The organism is Variovorax sp. CF313 (genome assembly GCF_000282635.1).
In the GTDB taxonomy this organism is placed as follows: domain Bacteria; phylum Pseudomonadota; class Gammaproteobacteria; order Burkholderiales; family Burkholderiaceae_C; genus Variovorax.
The window spans coordinates 16,779-36,413 of record NZ_AKIW01000074.1; the positions used below are offsets into that span (position 1 = coordinate 16,779).

Annotated in this window: 19 protein-coding genes; 11 read left to right on the forward strand and 8 right to left on the reverse strand. The window is 68.3% G+C overall.

Annotated features, from left to right (window positions below; genetic code table 11):
- Nucleotides 1-44: 44 nt before the first annotated feature.
- From PMI12_RS18235 to PMI12_RS18260, 6 genes are all read left to right on the forward strand, one after another.
- Nucleotides 45-941, forward strand: a complete 897-nt coding sequence (locus PMI12_RS18235) for a LysR family transcriptional regulator (RefSeq protein WP_007835407.1) — start codon at nucleotides 45-47, stop codon at nucleotides 939-941.
- A 99-nt stretch (nucleotides 942-1,040) separates the two neighbouring features.
- Nucleotides 1,041-1,490 carry an acyl-CoA thioesterase gene (locus PMI12_RS18240; protein ID WP_007835409.1) on the forward strand — a complete coding sequence of 150 codons (450 nt, stop codon included), beginning with the start codon at nucleotides 1,041-1,043 and terminating at the stop codon, nucleotides 1,488-1,490.
- A 93-nt stretch (nucleotides 1,491-1,583) separates the two neighbouring features.
- On the forward strand, nucleotides 1,584-2,060 hold the full coding sequence (locus PMI12_RS18245) for a phasin family protein (RefSeq protein ID WP_007835410.1): 477 nt from the start codon (nucleotides 1,584-1,586) through the stop codon (nucleotides 2,058-2,060).
- A gap of 142 nt (nucleotides 2,061-2,202) precedes the next feature.
- Complete coding sequence (locus PMI12_RS18250) at nucleotides 2,203-2,922, forward strand: TetR/AcrR family transcriptional regulator (protein ID WP_007835412.1); 720 nt, start codon at nucleotides 2,203-2,205, stop codon at nucleotides 2,920-2,922.
- A 6-nt stretch (nucleotides 2,923-2,928) separates the two neighbouring features.
- Entirely contained in the window at nucleotides 2,929-3,768 is an 840-nt protein-coding gene (locus PMI12_RS18255; protein WP_007835414.1) for a hypothetical protein, read from the forward strand.
- Nucleotides 3,769-3,832: 64 nt separating this feature from the next.
- Entirely contained in the window at nucleotides 3,833-4,090 is a 258-nt protein-coding gene (locus PMI12_RS18260; protein ID WP_007835415.1) for an acyl-CoA-binding protein, read from the forward strand.
- Nucleotides 4,091-4,099: 9 nt separating this feature from the next.
- Here the strand turns inward: PMI12_RS18260 and PMI12_RS18265 are convergent, their stop codons facing one another.
- Genes PMI12_RS18265 through PMI12_RS18280 form a run of 4 tightly spaced genes read right to left on the reverse strand, consistent with a single transcriptional unit; the run spans nucleotide 4,100 to nucleotide 8,879 of the window.
- Nucleotides 4,100-5,341, reverse strand: a complete 1,242-nt coding sequence (locus PMI12_RS18265; RefSeq protein ID WP_007835416.1) for a CaiB/BaiF CoA transferase family protein — start codon at nucleotides 5,339-5,341, stop codon at nucleotides 4,100-4,102.
- A gap of 46 nt (nucleotides 5,342-5,387) precedes the next feature.
- Complete coding sequence (locus PMI12_RS18270; RefSeq protein ID WP_007835417.1) at nucleotides 5,388-5,702, reverse strand: polyhydroxyalkanoic acid system family protein; 315 nt, start codon at nucleotides 5,700-5,702, stop codon at nucleotides 5,388-5,390.
- Nucleotides 5,695-6,819, reverse strand: a complete 1,125-nt coding sequence (locus PMI12_RS18275; RefSeq protein WP_007835418.1) for an aminopeptidase — start codon at nucleotides 6,817-6,819, stop codon at nucleotides 5,695-5,697. Before PMI12_RS18275 ends, PMI12_RS18270 begins: the two co-directional genes overlap by 8 nt.
- On the reverse strand, nucleotides 6,816-8,879 hold the full coding sequence (locus PMI12_RS18280) for a molybdopterin-containing oxidoreductase family protein (protein WP_007835419.1): 2,064 nt from the start codon (nucleotides 8,877-8,879) through the stop codon (nucleotides 6,816-6,818). Before PMI12_RS18280 ends, PMI12_RS18275 begins: the two co-directional genes overlap by 4 nt.
- Nucleotides 8,880-8,932: 53 nt before the next feature.
- Between PMI12_RS18280 and PMI12_RS18285 the strand changes: the two genes are divergently transcribed.
- Complete coding sequence (locus PMI12_RS18285; protein ID WP_007835421.1) at nucleotides 8,933-10,060, forward strand: ABC transporter substrate-binding protein; 1,128 nt, start codon at nucleotides 8,933-8,935, stop codon at nucleotides 10,058-10,060.
- Between the two features lie 93 nt (nucleotides 10,061-10,153).
- Here PMI12_RS18285 and PMI12_RS18290 read toward each other — a convergent pair whose 3' ends face one another.
- From PMI12_RS18290 to PMI12_RS18305, 4 genes are all read right to left on the reverse strand, one after another.
- On the reverse strand, nucleotides 10,154-11,248 hold the full coding sequence (locus tag PMI12_RS18290; protein ID WP_007835423.1) for a M14 family metallopeptidase: 1,095 nt from the start codon (nucleotides 11,246-11,248) through the stop codon (nucleotides 10,154-10,156).
- Between the two features lie 7 nt (nucleotides 11,249-11,255).
- A complete protein-coding gene (locus tag PMI12_RS18295) occupies nucleotides 11,256-12,458 on the reverse strand; it encodes a M20 aminoacylase family protein (RefSeq protein WP_007835424.1) in 1,203 nt (400 codons plus the stop codon).
- Between the two features lie 75 nt (nucleotides 12,459-12,533).
- Entirely contained in the window at nucleotides 12,534-13,031 is a 498-nt protein-coding gene (locus PMI12_RS18300; RefSeq protein WP_007835427.1) for a nucleoside deaminase, read from the reverse strand.
- A gap of 20 nt (nucleotides 13,032-13,051) precedes the next feature.
- A complete protein-coding gene (locus tag PMI12_RS18305; protein WP_007835428.1) occupies nucleotides 13,052-14,242 on the reverse strand; it encodes a glycerophosphodiester phosphodiesterase in 1,191 nt (396 codons plus the stop codon).
- 105 nt (nucleotides 14,243-14,347) lie between these two features.
- On the opposite strand from PMI12_RS18305, the gene argE reads away from it, so the two are divergent.
- From argE to PMI12_RS18325, 4 genes are all read left to right on the forward strand, one after another.
- Nucleotides 14,348-15,514 carry an acetylornithine deacetylase gene (argE, locus tag PMI12_RS18310; protein ID WP_007835430.1) on the forward strand — a complete coding sequence of 389 codons (1,167 nt, stop codon included), beginning with the start codon at nucleotides 14,348-14,350 and terminating at the stop codon, nucleotides 15,512-15,514.
- A 168-nt stretch (nucleotides 15,515-15,682) separates the two neighbouring features.
- Nucleotides 15,683-16,906, forward strand: a complete 1,224-nt coding sequence (locus tag PMI12_RS18315; protein WP_007835435.1) for a DUF445 domain-containing protein — start codon at nucleotides 15,683-15,685, stop codon at nucleotides 16,904-16,906.
- Nucleotides 16,907-17,024: 118 nt separating this feature from the next.
- A complete protein-coding gene (locus PMI12_RS18320) occupies nucleotides 17,025-18,677 on the forward strand; it encodes a hypothetical protein (protein WP_007835437.1) in 1,653 nt (550 codons plus the stop codon).
- Between the two features lie 135 nt (nucleotides 18,678-18,812).
- A complete protein-coding gene (locus PMI12_RS18325; protein WP_007835438.1) occupies nucleotides 18,813-19,586 on the forward strand; it encodes an MHYT domain-containing protein in 774 nt (257 codons plus the stop codon).
- The last annotated feature ends 49 nt before the right edge of the window (nucleotides 19,587-19,635 follow it).

A 19,635-nucleotide genomic window follows, 5' to 3' on the forward strand; every position in this document is an offset into this window, starting at 1 on the left:
CGAAATTTCGATAATGGTGACTTTCACCGCAGCGTAAATCGCCCATGTCCAAGCTCGATCTCGAATGGCTCGCCGTGTTCGACGAGGTCTACAAGACCGGCAACGTCTCGAAGGCCGCGGAGCGGCTGGGCATGGCGCAGGCGGCGGCCAGCACCGCGCTGAACAAGCTGCGCGCGCACTTCGACGACCGCCTGTTCACCCGCACCGCGCAGGGCATGCAGCCCACGCCGCACGCCGAGCGCATCTACCCGAACCTGCGCGAGGCGCTGGCCCAGCTGGCTCAGGCCCAGGGCAACCGCAGCAGTTTCGAGCCCGCGCAGGCGCAGCGGCGCTTTCGCATCTGCATGACCGACATCAGCGAGGTGGTGCTGCTGCCCGGCCTGCTCGACCACCTGCGGCGCGCGGCGCCGGGCGTGCACATCGAGACCGAGATCATCTCCACCCTCAGCGGCCGCCGCCTGCAGGACGGCGAGGTCGACCTCGCCGTGGGCTTCATGCCGCAGCTGGACGCGGGCTTCTACCAGCAGACGCTGTTCATGCAGAACTTCGTCTGCCTGGCAGCACAGAACCACCCGCGCATCGGCGCGAAGCTCACGCGCAAGCGCTTCGAGGCGGAGGCGCATGCGGTGGTGTCCACCTCGGGCACCGGGCATGCCATCGTCGACACGACCCTCGCGCGGCTGGGCCTGAAGCGCAACGTGGTGGTGCGGCTGTCGAGCTTCCTGAGCGTGGCGCGCATCGTGGCGCACACCGAACTGATCGTGGTGGTGCCGCGCATCCTCGGCAACGTGCTGGCCACGCAGGAGCCGGTGAAGCTGCTGGAGCCGCCTTTCGTGCTGCCCGACTACGCGGTGAAGCAGCACTGGCACGAGCGCTTCCACGCCGACCCGGGCAATGCCTGGCTGCGGCGCACGCTGGCCCAGCTGTTCAGCGGCAGCTGACCGGGCGTGCATGCCCGAGCGACGGGCGGCGTCCGCAGGCGTGGCCCCGCTCGCATAATCGCGGCTCCTCCCACAGCCATATCCACAAAAGGCGGCCCCATGTCTTCGATCACCCTGCGCTTTCTCGCCGAACCCAGCACCGTCAACTTCGGCGGCAAGGTCCACGGCGGCACGGTCATGAAGTGGATCGACGAGGCCGGCTACGCCTGCGCGACCAGCTGGTCCAAGCGCTACTGCGTCACCGCCTTCATCGGCAGCATCCGCTTCCACCGCCCGATCATGATCGGCGACCTCGTCGAGGTGGAGGCCCGCCTGGCCTACACGGGCAACACCAGCATGAACATCTCGGTCGAGGTGCGCAGCGGCGACATGAAGGGCGGCGCGATGGAAAAGACCACCGAATGCCTGATCGTGTTCGTCTCGGTCGACTCGCACGGCCGGCCACTGCCGGTGGAAAGCTTCGTGCCCGGCACCCCCGGCGAAATGGCGTTGGCCGAGCGCGCCAAGACGCACCTCGATGCGAGCCGCGCAGCCGGCGCGACACCGTAGACCCTCCCGGCTTCGCATGTAGACGTGAAGCTCTAATGGGGAGCACGCCGAGCGGCTAGAGTCAGGCGATCGTTTGCAAAAAGGAACATTCGCATGGCTACCCAGGACGACGACAGCAACGGCAAGGCCGCCGACCGCATCAAGGATTCCGCCCAGCAGATCTGGCTCGCAGGGCTCGGCGCCTTCGCCAAGATGCAGCAGGAAGGCAGCAAGGCCTTCGAGGCGCTGGTGAAGGACGGCGCCGGCATGCAGAAGAAGACCCAGCAGGCCGCCGAGGAAACCCTGGCCCAGGCCCAGCAGCGCATGGCCGGCTTCGCCAGCGAGTTCGGCACCAAGGCCGCAGGCCAGTGGGGCAAGCTGGAGAACATCTTTGAAGACCGCGTGGCGCGCGCCCTCGAAAAACTGGGCGCACCCACCGCAGCCGACATGGCCGCGCTGCAGGCGCGCGTCGAGGCGCTCGAAGCCCAGCTGAAGAAGCAAGCGGGTGCGGCCCCCCGCAAGCCCACGGCGCGCAAGACGGCCGCCCCCGCCGCCAAGAAAACCACCTTGCGCCGCAGCAAGGCGGGCTGACACCGCGCCGGCCCCGAGCGGCCGGCCGGTATTGCGGCATCGCACAAGAACCCGGCGCTGCAAAACATGTCCCGCACCGTCCATGGTGCGGTGCACATAGGCTAGAGTGTCCCCAAGAACACGAGCACACGGGGGCACCGACATGGCAAAGAAGGCGCCACGCCGCACGGCGCAACGCATCCTCGAAGCCGCACTGGATCTGTTCAACCGCTTCGGGGAGCCGAACGTCTCGACGACGCTGGTGGCGGGCGAACTCAACATCAGTCCGGGCAACCTGTACTACCACTACCCGGCCAAGGAAGAGCTGATCAACAAGCTCTACGAAGCCTACGAAACCGAGCTCAACGAGCTGCTGCACGCGAGCGAGGGCGTGCACGACGTGGAGGACGCGTGGTTCTTCATGCACAGCCTGTTCGAGCTGATCTGGCGCTACCGCTTTCTCTACCGCGACCTGAACGACCTGCTCAGCAAGAACCGGCTGCTGGAAACCCGGTTCCAGCTGGTGCTGAAGAACAAGGCCCGCGCCATCCGCCAGCTGATCGCCGGCCTGAGCCGCGCCGGCCATCTCGAGATCGACGTGCACGAGGTCGACACGCTGGCGCAGAGCATGGTCGTCGTGCTGACCTACTGGCTCAGCTACGAGTACGTGCGCAATCCGCGGGAGGCGCTGGAACCCGCGCACGCACAGGGCGCGCTGATGCGTGGCGGCCATCACACCCTGCACCTGCTCGCACCCTACCTTGAGCGCGAGCAGCGGCGGCATTTGCTGACACTGAGCAACGCCTACAACGGTGAAGATGCCGCCAGCAGCGGCAGTCTGGGCGCCGGCGCCGCGGCATCTCCTGTCGATATGGCGGCCTAGACGACCATGCCCCACCCCGATTTCAAACCGCTCTCGCTGATGTCCGCCAGCCCGGTTGCCGCCGCCAGCCCGGGCCCCTGGACGCCCCTGCCATGGGCCGACCTGCCCCGCTTCGACGTGCGCAGCGTGCTGGCCCACTGGCCGCGCCTGCATGCCGGCCACGAGCTGCCGCTGCCGGCCGAAGGCTCGCCGCTCGCCGAAGGCTGGGCGCTGTACCACAGCGGCGAATTCGAACGCGCCGCCGCCATCGGCCTGCAATTGGGCGGCGAGGGAATGGCGCTGGCCAACCAGGCGACCGCGATCTACGCCAACTATCTGGAGCCGCGCGAGGCCGTGCGGCTCGCGATGCTGCGCCAGGTCATCGAGCGCGCCAGCGCGCAGGCCGCCACCGAGCCCGAGAACTGCCAGGCGCTCTACTGGCAGGCCTATGCGCTGGGCCGCTACAGCCAGGGCATCAGCGTGGCGCGCGCACTGGCCCAAGGCCTGGGCAGCAAGCTCAAGGGCGCGCTGGAACGGGTGATCGAACTGCAGCCGCGGCATGCGGACGCCCACCTCGCGCTGGCCTCGTTCCATGCCGAGGTGATCGACAAGGTCGGCGCGCTGGTCGGCCGCATGACCTACGGCGTGCGCTCGGAAACCTCGCTCGCGCTGTTCGAGCGGGGCCTGGAGCTGCACCCGCATTCGGCCGCCGGAATGATGGAATACGCCCGCGCGCAACTGATGCTGCACGGCGAGTCGCGCATGGGTGAGGCGACGCGGCTCTATGAAAAGGCAGCGGCGCTGAAGCCGGCCGATGCGCGCGAACGGCTGGACGTGGAGCTGGCCCGGGCGGGACTGAAAGACTGAACCTGGTACCCAACGGTACCGCTCAATTTAAGATGCGCGGTTTCCGCTTTTCAATTCGAGCCCCATGTCCGACCTCAACGCCCAATTCGAAGCCGCCCAGGCCAACTCCAAGCTGCTCGCCGAGCGTCCCGACAATCCGACGCTGCTGAAGATCTACGGCCTTTTCAAGCAAGCCACCGAGGGCGACAACACCGCCAAGAAGCCCAGCTTCAGCGACATCGTCGCGCGCGCCAAGTGGGACGCCTGGACGGCCCAGAAAGGCGCGAGCGCCGATGAAGCCAAGCAGAAATACATCGACCTCATCGAATCGCTGCGAGGCTGACCGCGACCCTCAGCCGACGATCCCCCGCGCGTGCAGCGCGGCGATCTGCTCGGCGCTCAGGCCGATCTCCTTCAGCACCGCATCGGTGTCCGCGCCCAGCGCCGGCGCGTTGTGCCGGTGGCTCGCCGGCGTGAGCGACAGCTTGGGCACGAAGCCGGGCACCGCGAGCGCGCTGCCGTCGGGCATGCGCACCTGCTGCAGCATGCCGCGCGCCGCATAGTGCGGGTCGGCCGCGATGTCGGCGATGGTGTAGATGCGCCCGCCCGGCACATGCGCCGCGTCGAGCGCGGCCAGCACCTCGTCCACGGTGCGCTGTGCGGTCCAGTCGCCGATGGCGGCGTCCAGCATTTCGACCTGCGCCACGCGGCCCGTGTTGCCGGCCAGCGCCGGATCGGCCGCCAGGTCGGGACGGCCGACGCATTCCATCAGGCGGCGGAAGATGCTGTCGCCGTTGCCCGCGACGATGGCATAGCCGCCATCCGAACAGCGGTACGCATTGGTCGGCGCGATGCCGGGCAAGGCGCTGCCGGCCGCCTCGCGCACCGCGCCGAACGCGCCGTACTCGGGCAGCAGGCTTTCCATGCAGTTGAAGACCGCCTCGTAGAGCGCCACGTCGATCACCTGTCCGCGGCCCTTCGGATAGTCGGCGCTCACCGTGGCATGCCGGTGCTGCATGGCCAGCAGCACGCCGATCACGCCGTGCAGCGAGGCCAGCGTGTCGCCGATCGACACGCCCACGCGCACCGGCACGCGGCCTGGCTCGCCCGTGAGATGGCGCAGCCCGCCCATGGCCTCGGCCACCACGCCGAAGCCGGGGCGGTCGCGGTAAGGCCCGGTCTGGCCATAGCCGCTGATGCGCAGCATGACGAGCGCGGGGTTGGCGGCCAGCAGATCGTCGGGGCCGAGGCCCCAGCCTTCCATCGCGCCGGGGCGGAAGTTCTCGATCAGCACGTCGGCTTCGGCCGCGAGCTGCCGCACGATGGCCTGCGCCTCGGGCTCGCGCAGATCCAGCGCCAGCGAGCGCTTGTTGCGCGACTGCACCTGCCACCAGACGGAGGTGCCGTCCTTCAGCAGCCGCCAGGTGCGCAGCGGATCGCCCGCGCCGGGCGGCTCGATCTTGATGACCTCGGCACCGAAGTCGCCCAGCGTGCGCGCCGCGAAAGGCCCGGCGATCAGCTGCCCGAGCTCGATGACCTTGAGGCCGGCCAGCGGGCCCGCGGCCGGAGGGGAAGAGGTTGTGGTCGTCGTCATGGCGCCCGAGTGTGCCGTGCCACCGCCGTCCGGATCCCGGAGACGGTCAGGCGAGGCGGCCGCGGCCCCGGTGAGACTGGAGCATCGCGTCGAGGCTGCGCGTGATTTTCTGCTCGATCATTTCGCTGAAGCTGCTGAACAGGAAGCCCAGCGTCGCGTCGAGCGTGAAGGTGCTCTCCGTGACTTCGACCGTGCCGTCGATGCCCGCGCGGGTGAAGGTCGCCACGTCGCGGCCGTCGCCCTGGGTGTAGACGCATTCGAGGCCGAACTCCTGCTCGACCTGCGCGATCCATTTGTGCGCGACGGCGCGCGCCCCGGCAATGCCCAGCGTGTGGTTGCGTTCGATATGGATGTCAGGCACCGTGGTCTCCGTTTTTGTGTTCCGGGCTGGAATGGGTCTGCAGGATGCCGGTCGCCGACTGAAGCGCACTGCGGCGTTCCGCGTCGGTCGGCAGCGCGGCAATGCGCCGGACCGCAGTGTAGAAGCGCGGCCAGTCGCGGCCTTCGCGCTCGAAGAGTTTCTCGAAGCCGGGCACGAGGTCGTCGTAGGCGGCCTGCGCACCGAAAGCTGCGTTGTTGGCGCGCGCCACCCAGGCGTCGTAGGCGTTCTGGCGCGGACCGGTCCAGCCCGCCTTCAGCTTCGCATAGCGTTCGTGGAAATCGGCCATGGCGGCCCGCTTCATGGCGTCGACCCTGGTCCGGTCCCCGGCTTTGGCTTCGGGCGATTCGTAGATGCGGTTCAGCGCGCGGCGCGTGTCGAGCGCCAGCGCGCGGAATTCCTGGCGCTGCGCGTCGAACTGCGCGTACTCGCGCCGCGCCGGCTCGCCGGCCTCGTGCTGCAGCCACAGCGCCCCGCCGATGCGCTCGACCGCGGTGGCGTACGACTCGTTGAACACCGTGTCGCCGGACACGTAGAGCACCTGGTGCGCCAGCTCGTGGAACACGATGCGCGCAAGCTCGCCCTCGGGGTAGCCGATGAAGGTGGACAGCAGCGGATCGCCGCCGGCCCAGTTCATCCAGCCCAGCGTGGAGTACGCGGGCACCGGGTACACGGCCGTTTCCAGCTCCTGCTTCTTCTGCGCCTCGGCTTCGGCATTGGCCGCATCCTCGCTGTAGTAGCCGCGGTAACCCACGCAGCCCGCGACCGGGAAGCACCAGCTCTTGAGCGTGAGCGAGTACGGCGGCGCGGCCACCACGTTCCACACGGCGGCGCGGCGGTGCAGGTCGGCGTACGACTTGTAGCTGGCGTTGTCGGGCAGGCCGAGTTCGCTGGAAGCGAAGCGGCGGATGCGCTGGGCGAGTTCGAGCTTGGCCTTCAGCGGCGCGGACACGGCCGGATCGGCCAGCCATTCGGGCACGGGCCTGGCGGCCCGCATGATGCCGATGTGGCCGCTGGCGGACTGCCAGTAGTAGCCGAGGTCGGCACAGCCGGCCAGGAACAGCGAGCCGGCCAGCGCGAGCGCGCGCAGGGGCCTCACGCCTTCTCGACCTCGACGAGGCAGTCGTAGAAGGTGGGCCCCCGGCCGATGTCGGTCAGGCGCTGGCTCGTCAGTTCGTTGACGTTGGTGCCGTCCACGCCGAACTTGCGCCACCAGATGCCCATGCCATGCACCACGCCCTGCCGCGCGCGGCGCGAGACTTCTGCGCGGCAGCGGTGTTCGCCGCGCTTGTTGAACACACGCACCATCGCGCCGTCCTCGATGCCGCGCGCGGCGGCATCGGCCTCGTGGATCTCGAGCAGCGGCTCGACCTCGATGGCGCGCAGGCTCGTCACGTTGACGAAGGTCGAGTTGAGGAAGTTGCGCGCCGGCGGCGAGATCATGGCCAGCGGGAATTCGGTCGAGCTGCCGGCCGGCTCCCAGTTGGGCACGTGATCGGGCAGGCCGTCGATGCCCATGGCCTCGAGTCGCGCACTGAAGAATTCGCAGCGGCCCGAGGGCGTGGGGAATTTGCCATCGGCAAACGGCGCCTCGGGCAGCTTCAGGCTGGTGAAGCCCTGCGCCAGCAGCTCGGGAAAGTCGATGGTGTTCCCGGCGAAGGCGGTGCGGCACAGCGTCTCGTCGTCGTCGGAGAAGCAGGGCTCGTCGAAACCCATGCGGCGCGCCAGCTCGCGGAACACCCAGGCGTTGCTGCGGGCCTCGCCGCGCGGCGCCACGGCCGGGCGGTTCAGCAGCACGTCGGTGTGGCCGTAGCTGCAGTGGATGTCCCAGTGCTCCAGCTGCGTGGTGGCGGGCAGCAGGTAGTCGGCATAGTCGGCGGTGTCGGTGCGGAACTGCTCCAGCACCACGGTGAACAGGTCTTCGCGCGCGAAGCCCGCCGCCACCTTGGCCGACTCGGGCGCCACCGCCACCGGGTTGCTGTTGTAGACCACGATGGCCTTCACCGGATTGGCGGTGTCCAGCAGCGCGTCGCCGATGGTGCTCATGTTGATGGTGCGCGGCTTGCGCCCGGCCAGCAGGTCGGGGCGCTGCAGCGCGGCGCGGTCGACCGGGTAGTGGCCCGAGCTGCTCAGCAGCAGGCCGCCGGCGCGGTCGCGCCAGGCCCCCACCAGCGCCGGCAGGCACGCGACGGCGCGCGCCGCGTTGCCGCCGCCGCGCACGCGCTGCATGCCGTAGTTCAGGCGGATGGCGGCCGGCTTGGTGGTGCCGTAGGCCCTGGCCAGCGATACGATCTGTTCTTCGGGAATGCCGCAGACCTGGGCCGCGCGCGACGGCGCCCATTGCAGCGCGCGCTCGCGCAGCTGCTCCCAACCCAGCGTGTGGTTGGCGATGTAGTCGTGGTCGAGCCAGTCGTGCACGATCAGCTCGTGCATCAGGGCCAGCGCCAGCGCGGCGTCGGTGCCGGGCAGCAGCGCGATGTGCTCGTCGCACTTGTCGGCGGTTTCGGTCCTGCGCGGGTCGATGCACACCAGCCGCGCGCCGGCGCGCTTGGCGGCCTGGGCGTGGCGCCAGAAATGCAGGTTGCTGGCAATGGAGTTGCTGCCCCAGATCAGGATCAGCTTCGCCTCGGCGAAGAACTCGATGCGCATGCCGACCTTGGCGCCCAGGGTGTAGACCATGGCCTCGCCGCCTGCCATCGAGCAGATGGTGCGGTCCAGCAGGGTGGCGCCCAGTTTGTGGAAGAAGCGCCGGTCCATCGACTCGCCCTGCACCAGCCCCATGGTGCCCGCATAGCTATAGGGGACAATAGCTTCGGGTTTTCCCTGTAATACTCGAAGATGCGCGGCGATGTCGTCCAGGGCGGCGTCCCAGCTCACCGGCTCGAACTGGCCGCTTCCCTTGGGACCGACACGCTTCAGGGGCTGCACCAGCCGTTCCGCATGGTCGTTGCGCTCGATGTAGCGCGACACCTTGGTGCACAGCACCCCGCCCGTGTGCGAATGGGCGGGGTTGCCCTGCAGTTTCACGGCCACGCCGTCCCTGACGGTGGTGACGAGTGCGCATGTGTCCGGGCAATCGTGAGGGCAGGCGCCCAGCACGGCGGTCGATGCGGGTTGGGAAGGTGCTTCTTCGAGCAAGGTATCCGATGCGTGGGCCATCGGGCGAGTCTAATTTGTGTGCGCGAGACAGAGCGCAGGAGTGGGTTTTGGACATGATGAATCGACGACGTTTTTCCCTGGCCGCTGGCGCGGCCGCCACGCTGGGTGGCTTCGGCATTGCGCGGGCGCAGGGCGACACGCCGCTGGTGCTGGGCCAGTCGGCGCCGTTCACCGGGCCGGCGGCGCAGCTGGGCATCCAGTTCCACCAGGGCGCCAAGCTGTTCCTGGATGCCTACAACGCCCAGCCGGGCCGCCGCGACGTGGTGATCAAGAACCTCGACGACGGCTACGAGCCCGAGCGCTGCGCCGCCAACACGCAGAAGCTGATCGAAGAGGACGTGTTCGCCCTCTTCGGCTACGTCGGCACGCCGACCAGCCTGGCCGCGCTGCCGCTGGCGGTGAAGGACAAGGTGCCGTTCATCGCACCGCTCACCGGCGCGATGTCGCTGCGCGAGCCTTTCCAGAAGAACGTGTTCCACCTGCGCGCCTCGTACAACGACGAGACCGCGCTGATGGTGAAGCAGCTCACGCACCTGGGCCTGAAGAAGATCGCGGTCTTCTACCAGAACGACGCCTACGGCAAGGCCGGGCTCGACGGCGTGACGCTCGCGCTCGGCGAACAGCAGCTCAAGCCGGTGGCGCTGGCCACGGTGGAGCGCAACTCGGCCGACGTGGCGCAGGCAGTGAAGACCCTGGTGGCGGCCCGGCCCGACGCGGTGGTGCAGGTTGGCGCGTACAAGGCTTGCGCGGCCTTCATCCGCGAGGCGCGCAAGGCGGGCTACGGCGGCACTTTCTTCAACATGTCTTTCGTTGGCACGCAGGCGCTGGCGGACGAGTTGGGCAAGGATGCGGCCGGCGTGATGGTGACGCAGGTGGTGCCCTCGCCCTACAACGCGGCCAATGCGCTGGCGCGCGAGTTCACCGACGCGGTGCGCAAGGCCGGCGGCGGCGCGAGCGCCAATTTTTCGAGCATGGAAGGCTACCTGGCCGCGAAGGTGCTGACCGAGGGCCTGCGCAAGGCGCCGGGCAAGCCCACGCGCGAGAGCCTGATCGCAGGGCTCGAAAGCATCGACCGCCAGCAGTTCGGCGGCTTCGAGGTGTCGTTCTCGGCCAGGAACCACGTGGGCTCGAAGTTCGTCGAGCTGTCGATGCTGACGGGCGACGGCCGCGTCAGGACCTGAACTTCTTTCGTGGAATACCGCGGAACCGGCTTTGCCGGGCCGCAGGTATTGCCCCCTTAGCGACACGAAGTGCGCGAAGCCCCGGGGGGTGGGTCAGGCCGTCAGGCCATCCACAGCCTGGAACATCGCCTGCCGAGCCTGGCTGACGATCTGCCCGCGCCAGGCATCGGTGTCGGTATAGAACGCCTCGAGCATCCGCGCGCGGATGCCGTCGGCCAGATCGGCCGGCGCCTCGGGATGCTTGTACAGCCAGTGGTCGGCGCGCAGGGCGCCGGTCACTTCGAGCATCGGCAGCGTGCCGTATTCGAGCGCGATGCCGGTGTACTCGGCCTGCGGGCATTCCTCGTACGCCGAATCCCACATCATCCCGCGCAGCAGCGCCGATGTCGAAGAACCGTCGTAGATCGAGGTGACGGGCGCGGCCGGCGTGCCCCACCATGCATTGGCGCGAGCATAGGCGGCCTTGTCGTCGCGGCCGGCGAAGATGCGTTCGCCCAGCCCGTTGGGGCCGAGCCCCGTGTGCAGGTCGATCCAGGCGATGCGCCGAGCATTGCCCGCATGGCGCTTCAGCACGCTGCGAATCGTCTTGTTGCTCCAGGTCGGCGCCCTGCCGCCGAAGAACAGGCCGTCGTCGAACTGGTACTGCCCGCTGGTCACTGCCGCCTGGAAGGCAGTGGCGCCGTGCTTCTCGATCCACTTGGCGACCGCCGCCTGGTTCTCGGGGGTGGGCGGCCAGGTGGCGGGCAGCAGCAGCTCGTGCAGCTTGGCGTAGGGCTCGTTGACCGGCACCGGCTTCGAGAAATCGATGAAATTGCGGTTCAGGTCGACGTTCTCGTGCGTCACGCGACGGCCGTGCGAAAAGCCGTGCGGATTGAGCGCGTGCACATACAGCACCGCCACGCCCTGCGCCTTCGCCTTCTCGCGCCATTCGGCGTCGTGCAGCGCGAACACTTGCACGCCGCTGCCGCAGTGGCCCTCGACGCCGTGGCAGGCGCTGGTGACGATCAGCAGGTTCTGCGCGTTCGCGTCGCCGTCGAGCGCGACGTCCATCGACAGGTCTTCGCCGTCGCGCCCCTTGAGCGGATGCGCATGCGGCTCGACCGAGAGGCCGGCACTCACGCAACCCTGCAGGAACTTCTGGCGCGCCTGGGCATAGCGCGGCGAGAAGGCTTCGGCGATTCCGATCATGTGGCGATCAGGCGCTTGCGCCGCCGGGCTTGAGGAACTGCTCGGCGATCTGCACCCAGCAGGTGGCACCCAGCGGGATGAGATCGTCGTTGAAGTCGTAGCTCGCGTTGTGCAGGGTGCACGGGCCTTCGCCGTGGTGCACGTCGCGGTGCGTGCCGTCGCCGTTGCCGATGAAGGCGTACGCGCCCGGCTTGGCCTGGAGCATGAAGGCGAAGTCTTCCGAGGTCATGGCGGCCTCCTGCTTCAGCACGTTCTCGGGGCCGACGATGCCGCCCATCACGCGGCGCGCGAAGTCGGCCTCGGCCTCGGTGTTGACGGTGGGCGGGTAGTAGCGCTCGAAACGGAAGTCGCAGGTGGCGTCGTGCGCCGCGCAGATGTGGTCGCAGATCTGCTTCATGCGCGCCTCGATCATGTCGAGCACCTCGATCGAGAAGGTGCGCACCGTGCCCGACAGCTCGCAGTTGTCGGGAATCACGTTGTTGGCTTCGCCGGCGTGGATGGTAGTGACGGAGATGACGGCCGAATCGGTCGGCTTCATCTTGCGCGTGAGGATGGTCTGGAAGGCCTGCACGATCTCGCAGGCGATCGGCACCGGGTCGATGCCGGTCTGCGGCAGCGCGGCGTGGCCGCCCTTGCCGATCACGTTGACGAAGAACTTGTTGCCCGAGGCCATCACCGGACCGGGGCTCACGGCGAACTGGCCGGCCTTCATGCCGGGCCAGTTGTGCATGCCGAAAACGGCGTCCATGGGGAACTGCTCGAACAGCCCTTCCTTGATCATTTCGCGGGCACCGCCGCCGCCCTCTTCGGCCGGCTGGAAGATCAGGTACACGGTGCCGTCGAAGTTGCGGTGCTTCGCCAGGTGCTGCGCGGCCGCCAGCAGCATGGCGGTGTGGCCGTCGTGCCCGCAGGCGTGCATCTTGCCGTGGTGCTTGCTGGCGTGGGCGAAGGTGTTGAGCTCGGTGACGGGCAGCGCGTCCATGTCGGCGCGCAGGCCCACGGCGCGGCTGCTGGTGCCGTTCTTCACGATGCCCACCACCCCGGTGGTGCCCAGGCCGCGGTGGATGGGAATGCCCCATTCGGTGAGCTTGCCTGCCACCACGTCGGCGGTGCGGATTTCTTCGAAGCAGAGTTCGGGATGGGCGTGGAGGTCACGTCGGACGGCGGCGATGCCGGCGGCCTGCGTGACGAGCGAGTCGATGAGTTTCATGGCGTGGTCGTCTCAAAACGCCAGTCTATCCACTCCGGCGTTTCGAGGCACCCGCAAAGCCTCGTTATCCGGTATTCAGTGCCCGGCGGTCCAGAAGCCGATGTGCGGCGCGGAGGCTTCTTCCTCCAGCAGCGGCCCCACCACCTCGACGCGCCGCTGCCCGCGCGCAAAGACCTCGCGGCAGGGCAGCGAGAAGGTCGGGTTCTCGGGATGGTCGCCGGTCAGGCCGAGCAGCGCGTGCTCGGACAGCGCGTAGACCACCCGCCCGATGTTCGTCCAGTAGATGGCGCCCGCGCACATGCAGCAGGGCTCGGCGCTGGTGTACAGCGTGCAGCGCTCCAGTTGCCCGGGCGTAAGCAGGCGCGCGGCCTGCGCCGCTGCCGCCAGCTCGGCATGCTGCGTGGGGTCGCCCTCGGGCGGCATCGAGTTGTTGCCCGCGGTGGCCACGACTTCGCCGTGCTCGTTCGCCACCAGCGCGGCAAAGGGATGGCGCCCACGCGCCTTCGATTCGTCCGACAGCCGGATGGCCATGAGAAGCAGTTCGAGGTCGCGCGGGGACAGGTCGGCGCTCATGTCTGGACGACGCCCCGCGTTCAGCGGCCGATGCTCTTCAGGTAGTCGGCGCGCGCGGCCAGCGCAGTGTCGGTGAAGTCGGTGAACACACCGTCCACGCCGAGCTTGTAGTACACGCCGTATTCGTTCCTGCCGTCCTTGTTGTAGTCGGAGGCCAGGCGGCGCGACTCGTTGCGGAAGGTGAAGGGGTGCACGAACAGGCCCGCCTTGTGCGCGTCGGCGATCAGCGAGGTGGGTGCCGTGGAGGTGGCGTCGGCGTCGTTGATCTTGCCGTCCTTGTTGACGTCCACCGGCTTGCCGTCGGCGCCGATGGTGCCCTTGACGCTCACGATGTAGCGCTTCCAGGGGCCGATGCCGTCGGCATACGTCTTGATCTCGGCCAGGCCCGCGGGCGTGACCATGGCGTCGAAGTTGCGCTTGTCGCCGGCCTTGGTCCAGTCGTAGGGGCGGTCGCTGGGCACGGCGAAGGTCACCGCGCCGGTCTTCAGGTCGACGCTGTCGCCGTCGATCAGCTGGACGATCTTCGTGTTCAGGCCCTTGCTCTTCATGTATTTCAGGCTGCCCGGCTCGAACGACTGCACGTAGATGGGCGCGGTCTTGCTGTTCCAGCCGGCGGCGTTGATGGCCGCGATGACCTTGTCTTCCAGCGGCAGGCCCAGGTCGCGGAAGTAGGTCGGGTTCTTCGTCTCGGGGTAGATGGCGATGGTGCGGCCGGTTTCCTTCGACTTCGCCTTGGCGAAATCGATGATCTCCTGGAAGGTCGGGATCTTGTACTTGCCGTTGAACTCCTGCGGGCGCTCGGCATCGGTGGAGATGCCGCCCAGGGTCTTGATCTCGGCCAGCGTGAAGTCGTTGCTGAACCAGCCGGTCTGGGTCTCGCCGTCGACCTTGATGGTCTTCTTGCGCGAAGCGAAGCGGGGGTGCTTGGCCACGTCGGTGCTGATGGCGAGGTTGGGGTCGTGGCGGGCGATGAGCACGCCGTCCTTGGTGGAGACCAGGTCCATCTCGATCACGTCGGCGCCGAGTTCGATGGCGCGCGCATAGGCTTCGAGCGTTTCTTCCGGCAGATAGCCCGATGCGCCGCGGTGGGCGATGACCAGCGGCGGGTTGCCGTCGAGCGTCAGCAGCTTGTTGCTGGAGGGTCCGGTGCTGCTGCAGGCTGCCACGCAAAGGGCGGCTGTGGCGGTCAGGGCGATCTGAAGGGTGCGCATGGTCGTGGTTTCTCCGTCCGAATGAAGAGGCGCAGGGTAACCGCTTCGCGTGACAGCTTCGGCACCCACGCTCGCGCGGCGCCGACTTCCTGGAGAATGTGTTGCATGCTCCATACGCTTTCCCCCCAAAGCCTGCTGCTGGCCCAGACCCTGGTGCGCATGAACACCGTCAGTGCCAACAGCAACCTCCAACTGATCGACTTCGCGCAGAGCCACCTCGCGGCCCTGGGCGTCAAGAGCCGCATCACCTACAACGCCGAGCGCACCAAGGCGAACCTGTTCGCCACGCTGGGCGAAGGCAAGCCGGCCGGCGTGATCGTCTCGGGCCACACCGACACGGTGCCGTGGGACGGGCAGGACTGGAGCGTCGACCCGCTCTCCGCCGTGGTGCGCGACGAGCGGCTGTACGGCCGCGGCTCGGCCGACATGAAGAGCTTCATCGCCATCGCGCTGTCGAACGCGAAGCGCTTTTTGGAAAGCGACTCGCCCTTCGCGGTGCACTTCGCATTCAGCTACGAGGAAGAGATCGGCTGCTTCGGCGTGAAGGAACTCATCGCCGACATGCGCGAAGCCAACATCAAGCCGCTGGCCTGCATCGTGGGCGAACCCACCAGCATGGTGCCCGCCATCGCGCACAAGGGCGTCTACCGCTACAAGTGCTGCGTGCGCGGCAAGGAGGCGCATTCGTCGCTCACGCCGAAGTCGGTCAATGCCATCGAGATGGCGGCGCGCGTGATCGGCAAGGTGCGCGACATGGCGGAAGGCTTCGAGCGCAGCGAGCCGCGCTACGAGGGCTTCGACGTGCCATTCAGTACCGCGAGCGTGGGCCAGTTCCACGGCGGCATCGCCGACAACGTGGTGCCGCGCGACGCCGAGTTCCGCTACGAGTTCCGCGACCTGCCGACCGCCGATGCGAAGCGCATGCAGGCCGACGTGGTGGCCTACGCGGGCAGCATCGAGCCCGCGATGAAGAAGGTGGCGCCCGATGCGGGCTTCAGCTTCGAGACCATCTGCGAGATCCCGAGCTTCCTGGGCTCTGCCAACGACCCCGTCACGCTGCTGGCGCAGCGCCTGGCAAGCGAGGATCGCACCACGCTGGTGGCCTTCGGCACCGAAGCGGGCCTGTTCAAGAACGCCGGCATCCCCACGGTGGTGTGCGGTCCGGGCAGCATCGAGCAGGCGCACCAGCCCGACGAGTACGTGAGCCTCGAGCAGCTGGCGCGCTGCGAGCTGTTCATGGAGCGGCTGGCTTCTTCTTCTGCCATCGGCTGAGATGGGACGTTGCTTTCCGGGGCGTCGTTCGGGGCGCGCTCACGCCGACGGGGGACATTCGCGGAGGGGAGTACCGGGTGCCCTGTGCACGCACCCCGGAGCATCGCGGCTGTGCGATGGAAGACTGACGGGCTTGAATTGACCGAAAGCAGCACCCCACTGCAGCGCATGAAGCGCGTCGCCCTCGGCCTGCTGTGCGGCGCCGCCGTGCTCTACGCAGTGGCCAGTGCACTGCACGCGCAGCACCCGGCGTGGGGCTACGTCGCCGCCTTCTCCGAAGCCGCGATGGTCGGCGCCATTGCCGACTGGTTCGCGGTGGTGGCGCTGTTTCGCCATCCGTTGGGCCTGCCGATTCCGCACACCGCCATCATCCCGAGCAACAAGGACCGCATCGGCGCCAAGCTCGCGGGCTTCATCTGCGACAACTTCCTGAGCACCGGGCAGGTGCTCGGGAAGCTGCGGGAATTCGATGCGGCCAGGCGCATCGCCGACTGGCTGGCCCGGCCCGCGAGCGGCGAGAAGCTCGGCGAATGGGGCGTGGCCGCCACGCGCTACGGGCTCTCGGCCTTCGACGACGAGCGGGTGCGCGACTTCCTGGGGCGTGCCGCCGCGGCGGGCCTCGAGAAGATCGATCTCTCGCGCCTCGCCGGCCAGGCGCTCGACGCGCTCACCGCCGGCGGACGCCACCAGGCCCTGCTCGACGACGTGCTGCAGCAGGTGGCCGGCCTGCTCGAAGGCGACGAGGTGCAGGCGCACATCACCGAGGCCATCGCGCGCGAGATCAAGACGCTGCGCTACGTCGGCCTCGACCAGGTGGCCGCCAAGCTGGCCACGCGCAAGATCGTCGCAGCCGTGGCGCGCACCATCGGCGAGCTGGCGGCCGAGCCCGACCATCCGATGCGCAGGCGCTTCGATCACTTCGTCGACGACTTCGTGGTGCGCCTGAAGCTCGACCCCGAGTTCCAGCAGCGCGGCGAGCAGATCCGCGCCGAGCTCGTCGCGCACCCGGCCCTGGGCGACTACCTGCATGGCCTGTGGGGCGAGCTGCTGGCGTGGCTGCACGACGACCTGGGCCGCGGCGACTCGACCATCCGCCGGCGCATCGCCTCGATGGCCGGCGCGCTGGGCACGCGGCTGCAGGGCGACGAGGCCATCCGCCGCTGGATCAACGAGCAGATCGAGGCGGCCGCGCCGCTGGCCATCGAGCGCTACCGAGAAGACATCCGCCGCTACATCGAGGAACGCGTGGGCGAGTGGAACGCTCAGGAAATGACGCTCGAGCTGGAGCGCCACATCGGGCGCGACCTGCAGTTCATCCGCATCAACGGCACGCTGGTGGGCGGGCTCGTGGGACTGCTGATCCACACGGTCACGCAGCTGCTGCGCGGCTGAGCGGCCCCGGGTAATCCACAGCGGACGAAAGTCCGCATCCTGTCTCCGGAGAGACCCCGCGGCCCCTCCCGCCTCCTAGACTGTTTCGCGCATCGATCAACCAGAGGAGACACGCACCATGCCCCGTCGAAGCAGCCTCGGCGCCCTCGCGCTGACCGCCACCCTCGCCCTGCTGGGCGCCTGCGGCAGCCTCGCGCCGCCATCGGCCACGCGGCCCGCTTCCTGGGGCCCGCCCGAGGCGCTGGTCGCCCCGTCGTCCTTCGCGGGGGTGCATGGGCTGGCCATCGACGCCAAGGGCCGGCTGCTCGCCGGCTCGGTGCTCGGCAACACGCTGTGGGAGGTCGACCGCAGCACCGGCGCAGCCAAGGTGCTGATCGACGCGCCCGAGGGCCAGGCCGACGACATCGCCGTCGGCCCGAAGGGCGAGCTGGCCTGGACCAACTACCTCATGGGCATGCTGCGCTACCGCGAGAGCGACGCCGCGCCCATGCGCGTGCTCGCCAAGGACCTGCCCGGCCTCAACTCGCTCGACTTCGACCGCCGCAACGGCAGGCTCTACGCCTCGCAGGTGTTCCTGGGCGACGCGCTGTGGGAGATCGACCGCGAAGGCCAGAAGCCGCCGCGGCTCATCAAGAAGGACATGGGCGGCTTCAACGGCTTCGAGGTGGGGTCTGACGGCATGCTCTACGGGCCGCTCTGGTTCAAGGGCCAGGTCGTGAAGATCGACCCGGCGAACGGCGCCATGACCGTGATCGCCGATGGCTTCAAGATCCCGGCCGCCGCCAACCTCGACGGCAAGGGCAACCTCTGGGTGGTCGATGCGCGCAGCGGCGAGCTGGTGCGGGTGGACCTCGCCACCGGCCGCAAGACCGTCGCGAAACAGCTGCGGCCCTCGCTCGACAACCTCGCCATCGCGCCGGACGGAACCATCTACGTCTCCAACATGGCGAACAACGAGGTGCAGGCCTTCAACCCCGCCACCGGTGACCTGCGCACGCTCACCAGCGGCAAGTTGGCCGTGCCGGCCGGCATGAAGATCGACGGCAACGACCTCTGGGTGGCCGACGTCTTCGGCTTTCGCCAGGTCGACGTGCGCACCGGCGAGGTGCGCGACGTGTTCCGCATGCAGCGCGACCCCGACCTCGACTATCCGTTCGCGGTCGGGCTTTCGGCCAGGCTCTTCGCGCTGAGCTCGTGGTTCACGGGCACGGTGCAGCTGGTCGACCGCCAGACGCTGAAGACCGTCGAAACCATTCACGGCCTGAAAGCGCCGTTCGACGCCATCCCCATGCCCGACGGCAGCGTGATCTACGCCGAGATCGCCACCGGCAGCATCACCCGCGCCAGTGGACCGAAGTTCTCCGAAAAGTCAGTGCTTGCTAGCGGCTTGAACGGCCCGGTGCAGATGGTCGTCGGCCGAGACGGCGCGCTCTACGTGACCGAGGCCGCCGGCAAGCTCTTGCGCATTCCGCTGGACGCCAGTGCGCCGCTGCGCACCGTGGCCGACGGGCTGGCGCTGCCCGAGGGGCTGGCGCAAACGCCGTGGGGCAGCTTCATCGTGGCAGAGAGCGCGGCGCGCCGGCTGGTGGAAATCGACCCCGTGAACGGCACGCGCCGGACGGTCGCCGAGAACCTGCCGATCGGCCTCGCGCCCGGGCCGGGACTGCCCCCGCCCTATGTGGTGACAGGCGTTGCAGTGAGCCGCGACGGCACGATCTACATGGCTGCCGATCGCAACAATGCGATATATCGAATTCGGCCCGTAAGGTAGCGTAACGAAAAGTTTAGATTTCGATTTACTTTTAAAAACAAATATTACAGACTGCGCGGGACGTCTTGCAGCGTCCCGATCGCATCCGGTGATGGGGAGTCCGCGAGGCGCTCTTTTTCTTGAAAGGGACATCGCATGACACCGCTCGTCACAGGCCAACTTCTGTCGCCCGAGTACGCACTGGGCATGGTCGCGCTTTCGTTCGTCATTTCTTTCGCGGGCTCGCTGGTGGCCCTCATCTGCGCCGGCCGCATGGTCGGGGCGGACGGCAAACCCAACCTCGCCGTCGTGGCCTGCGCAGCAGTGGCACTGGGCGGCATCGGCATCTGGTCGATGCACTTCATCGGCATGCTGGCGTACCGCCTGCCGGTGGCCATCTCGTACAACATGCCGCTCACGGTGGTGTCGCTGGTGGCGGCCATCCTGATCTCCGGCATTGCCCTCTACATGGCCGGCGGACGGCGCAAGTTCAGCAAATCGGGGTGGCTCGGCGGCAGCCTGCTGGCCGGCATCGGTGTCTGCGTGATGCACTACATGGGCATGTTCGCGATGAACATGCGCGCCTCGATGGACTTCGACCTGACGAGGGTCGGGCTGTCGGTGCTGATCGCCGTCACCGCCGCCGGCGCGGCCCTGTGGCTGGCGTTCAACCTGCGCAAGTTCACGCACAAGGTTGCGGCGGCCGTGGTGATGGGCGTGGCGGTCTGCACCATGCACTACGTGGGCATGAGCGCGGCCAGCATGGTGTGCATCGCCACGGCGCCCACTGACGCGCTGGCCATCGGCGGCAGCTACATGGGCCTCACGGTGTTCGGCACGGCCGGCGCGGTGCTGATCTTCATCTACTGGGTGGTCACCGGCAGCAGCCTCGACGCCCCGGTGGCCGCGCGGCGCGCCCGCGCAAGCTGACCTCCCTGCGGCCAGCCAGTAAGCGCAAGCGGGGGCGGCGCCCGCCCCC

Bases quoted from the DNA above. Each gene is read 5' to 3' on its own strand.
- PMI12_RS18240 (WP_007835409.1), top strand. From the start codon at position 1,041: ATGTCTTCGATCACCCTGCGCTTTCTCGCCGAACCCAGCACCGTCAAC.
- PMI12_RS18320 (WP_007835437.1), top strand. From the start codon at position 17,025: ATGCCCCGTCGAAGCAGCCTCGGCGCCCTCGCGCTGACCGCCACCCTC.
- PMI12_RS18250 (WP_007835412.1), top strand. From the start codon at position 2,203: ATGGCAAAGAAGGCGCCACGCCGCACGGCGCAACGCATCCTCGAAGCC.
- PMI12_RS18295 (WP_007835424.1), bottom strand. From the start codon at position 12,458: ATGAAACTCATCGACTCGCTCGTCACGCAGGCCGCCGGCATCGCCGCC.
- PMI12_RS18255 (WP_007835414.1), top strand. From the start codon at position 2,929: ATGCCCCACCCCGATTTCAAACCGCTCTCGCTGATGTCCGCCAGCCCG.
- PMI12_RS18290 (WP_007835423.1), bottom strand. From the start codon at position 11,248: ATGATCGGAATCGCCGAAGCCTTCTCGCCGCGCTATGCCCAGGCGCGC.
- PMI12_RS18285 (WP_007835421.1), top strand. From the start codon at position 8,933: ATGATGAATCGACGACGTTTTTCCCTGGCCGCTGGCGCGGCCGCCACG.
- argE (WP_007835430.1), top strand. From the start codon at position 14,348: ATGCTCCATACGCTTTCCCCCCAAAGCCTGCTGCTGGCCCAGACCCTG.
- PMI12_RS18260 (WP_007835415.1), top strand. From the start codon at position 3,833: ATGTCCGACCTCAACGCCCAATTCGAAGCCGCCCAGGCCAACTCCAAG.
- PMI12_RS18235 (WP_007835407.1), top strand. From the start codon at position 45: ATGTCCAAGCTCGATCTCGAATGGCTCGCCGTGTTCGACGAGGTCTAC.
- PMI12_RS18305 (WP_007835428.1), bottom strand. From the start codon at position 14,242: ATGCGCACCCTTCAGATCGCCCTGACCGCCACAGCCGCCCTTTGCGTG.
- PMI12_RS18265 (WP_007835416.1), bottom strand. From the start codon at position 5,341: ATGACGACGACCACAACCTCTTCCCCTCCGGCCGCGGGCCCGCTGGCC.
- PMI12_RS18315 (WP_007835435.1), top strand. From the start codon at position 15,683: ATGAAGCGCGTCGCCCTCGGCCTGCTGTGCGGCGCCGCCGTGCTCTAC.
- PMI12_RS18245 (WP_007835410.1), top strand. From the start codon at position 1,584: ATGGCTACCCAGGACGACGACAGCAACGGCAAGGCCGCCGACCGCATC.
- PMI12_RS18280 (WP_007835419.1), bottom strand. From the start codon at position 8,879: ATGGCCCACGCATCGGATACCTTGCTCGAAGAAGCACCTTCCCAACCC.
- PMI12_RS18325 (WP_007835438.1), top strand. From the start codon at position 18,813: ATGACACCGCTCGTCACAGGCCAACTTCTGTCGCCCGAGTACGCACTG.
- PMI12_RS18300 (WP_007835427.1), bottom strand. From the start codon at position 13,031: ATGAGCGCCGACCTGTCCCCGCGCGACCTCGAACTGCTTCTCATGGCC.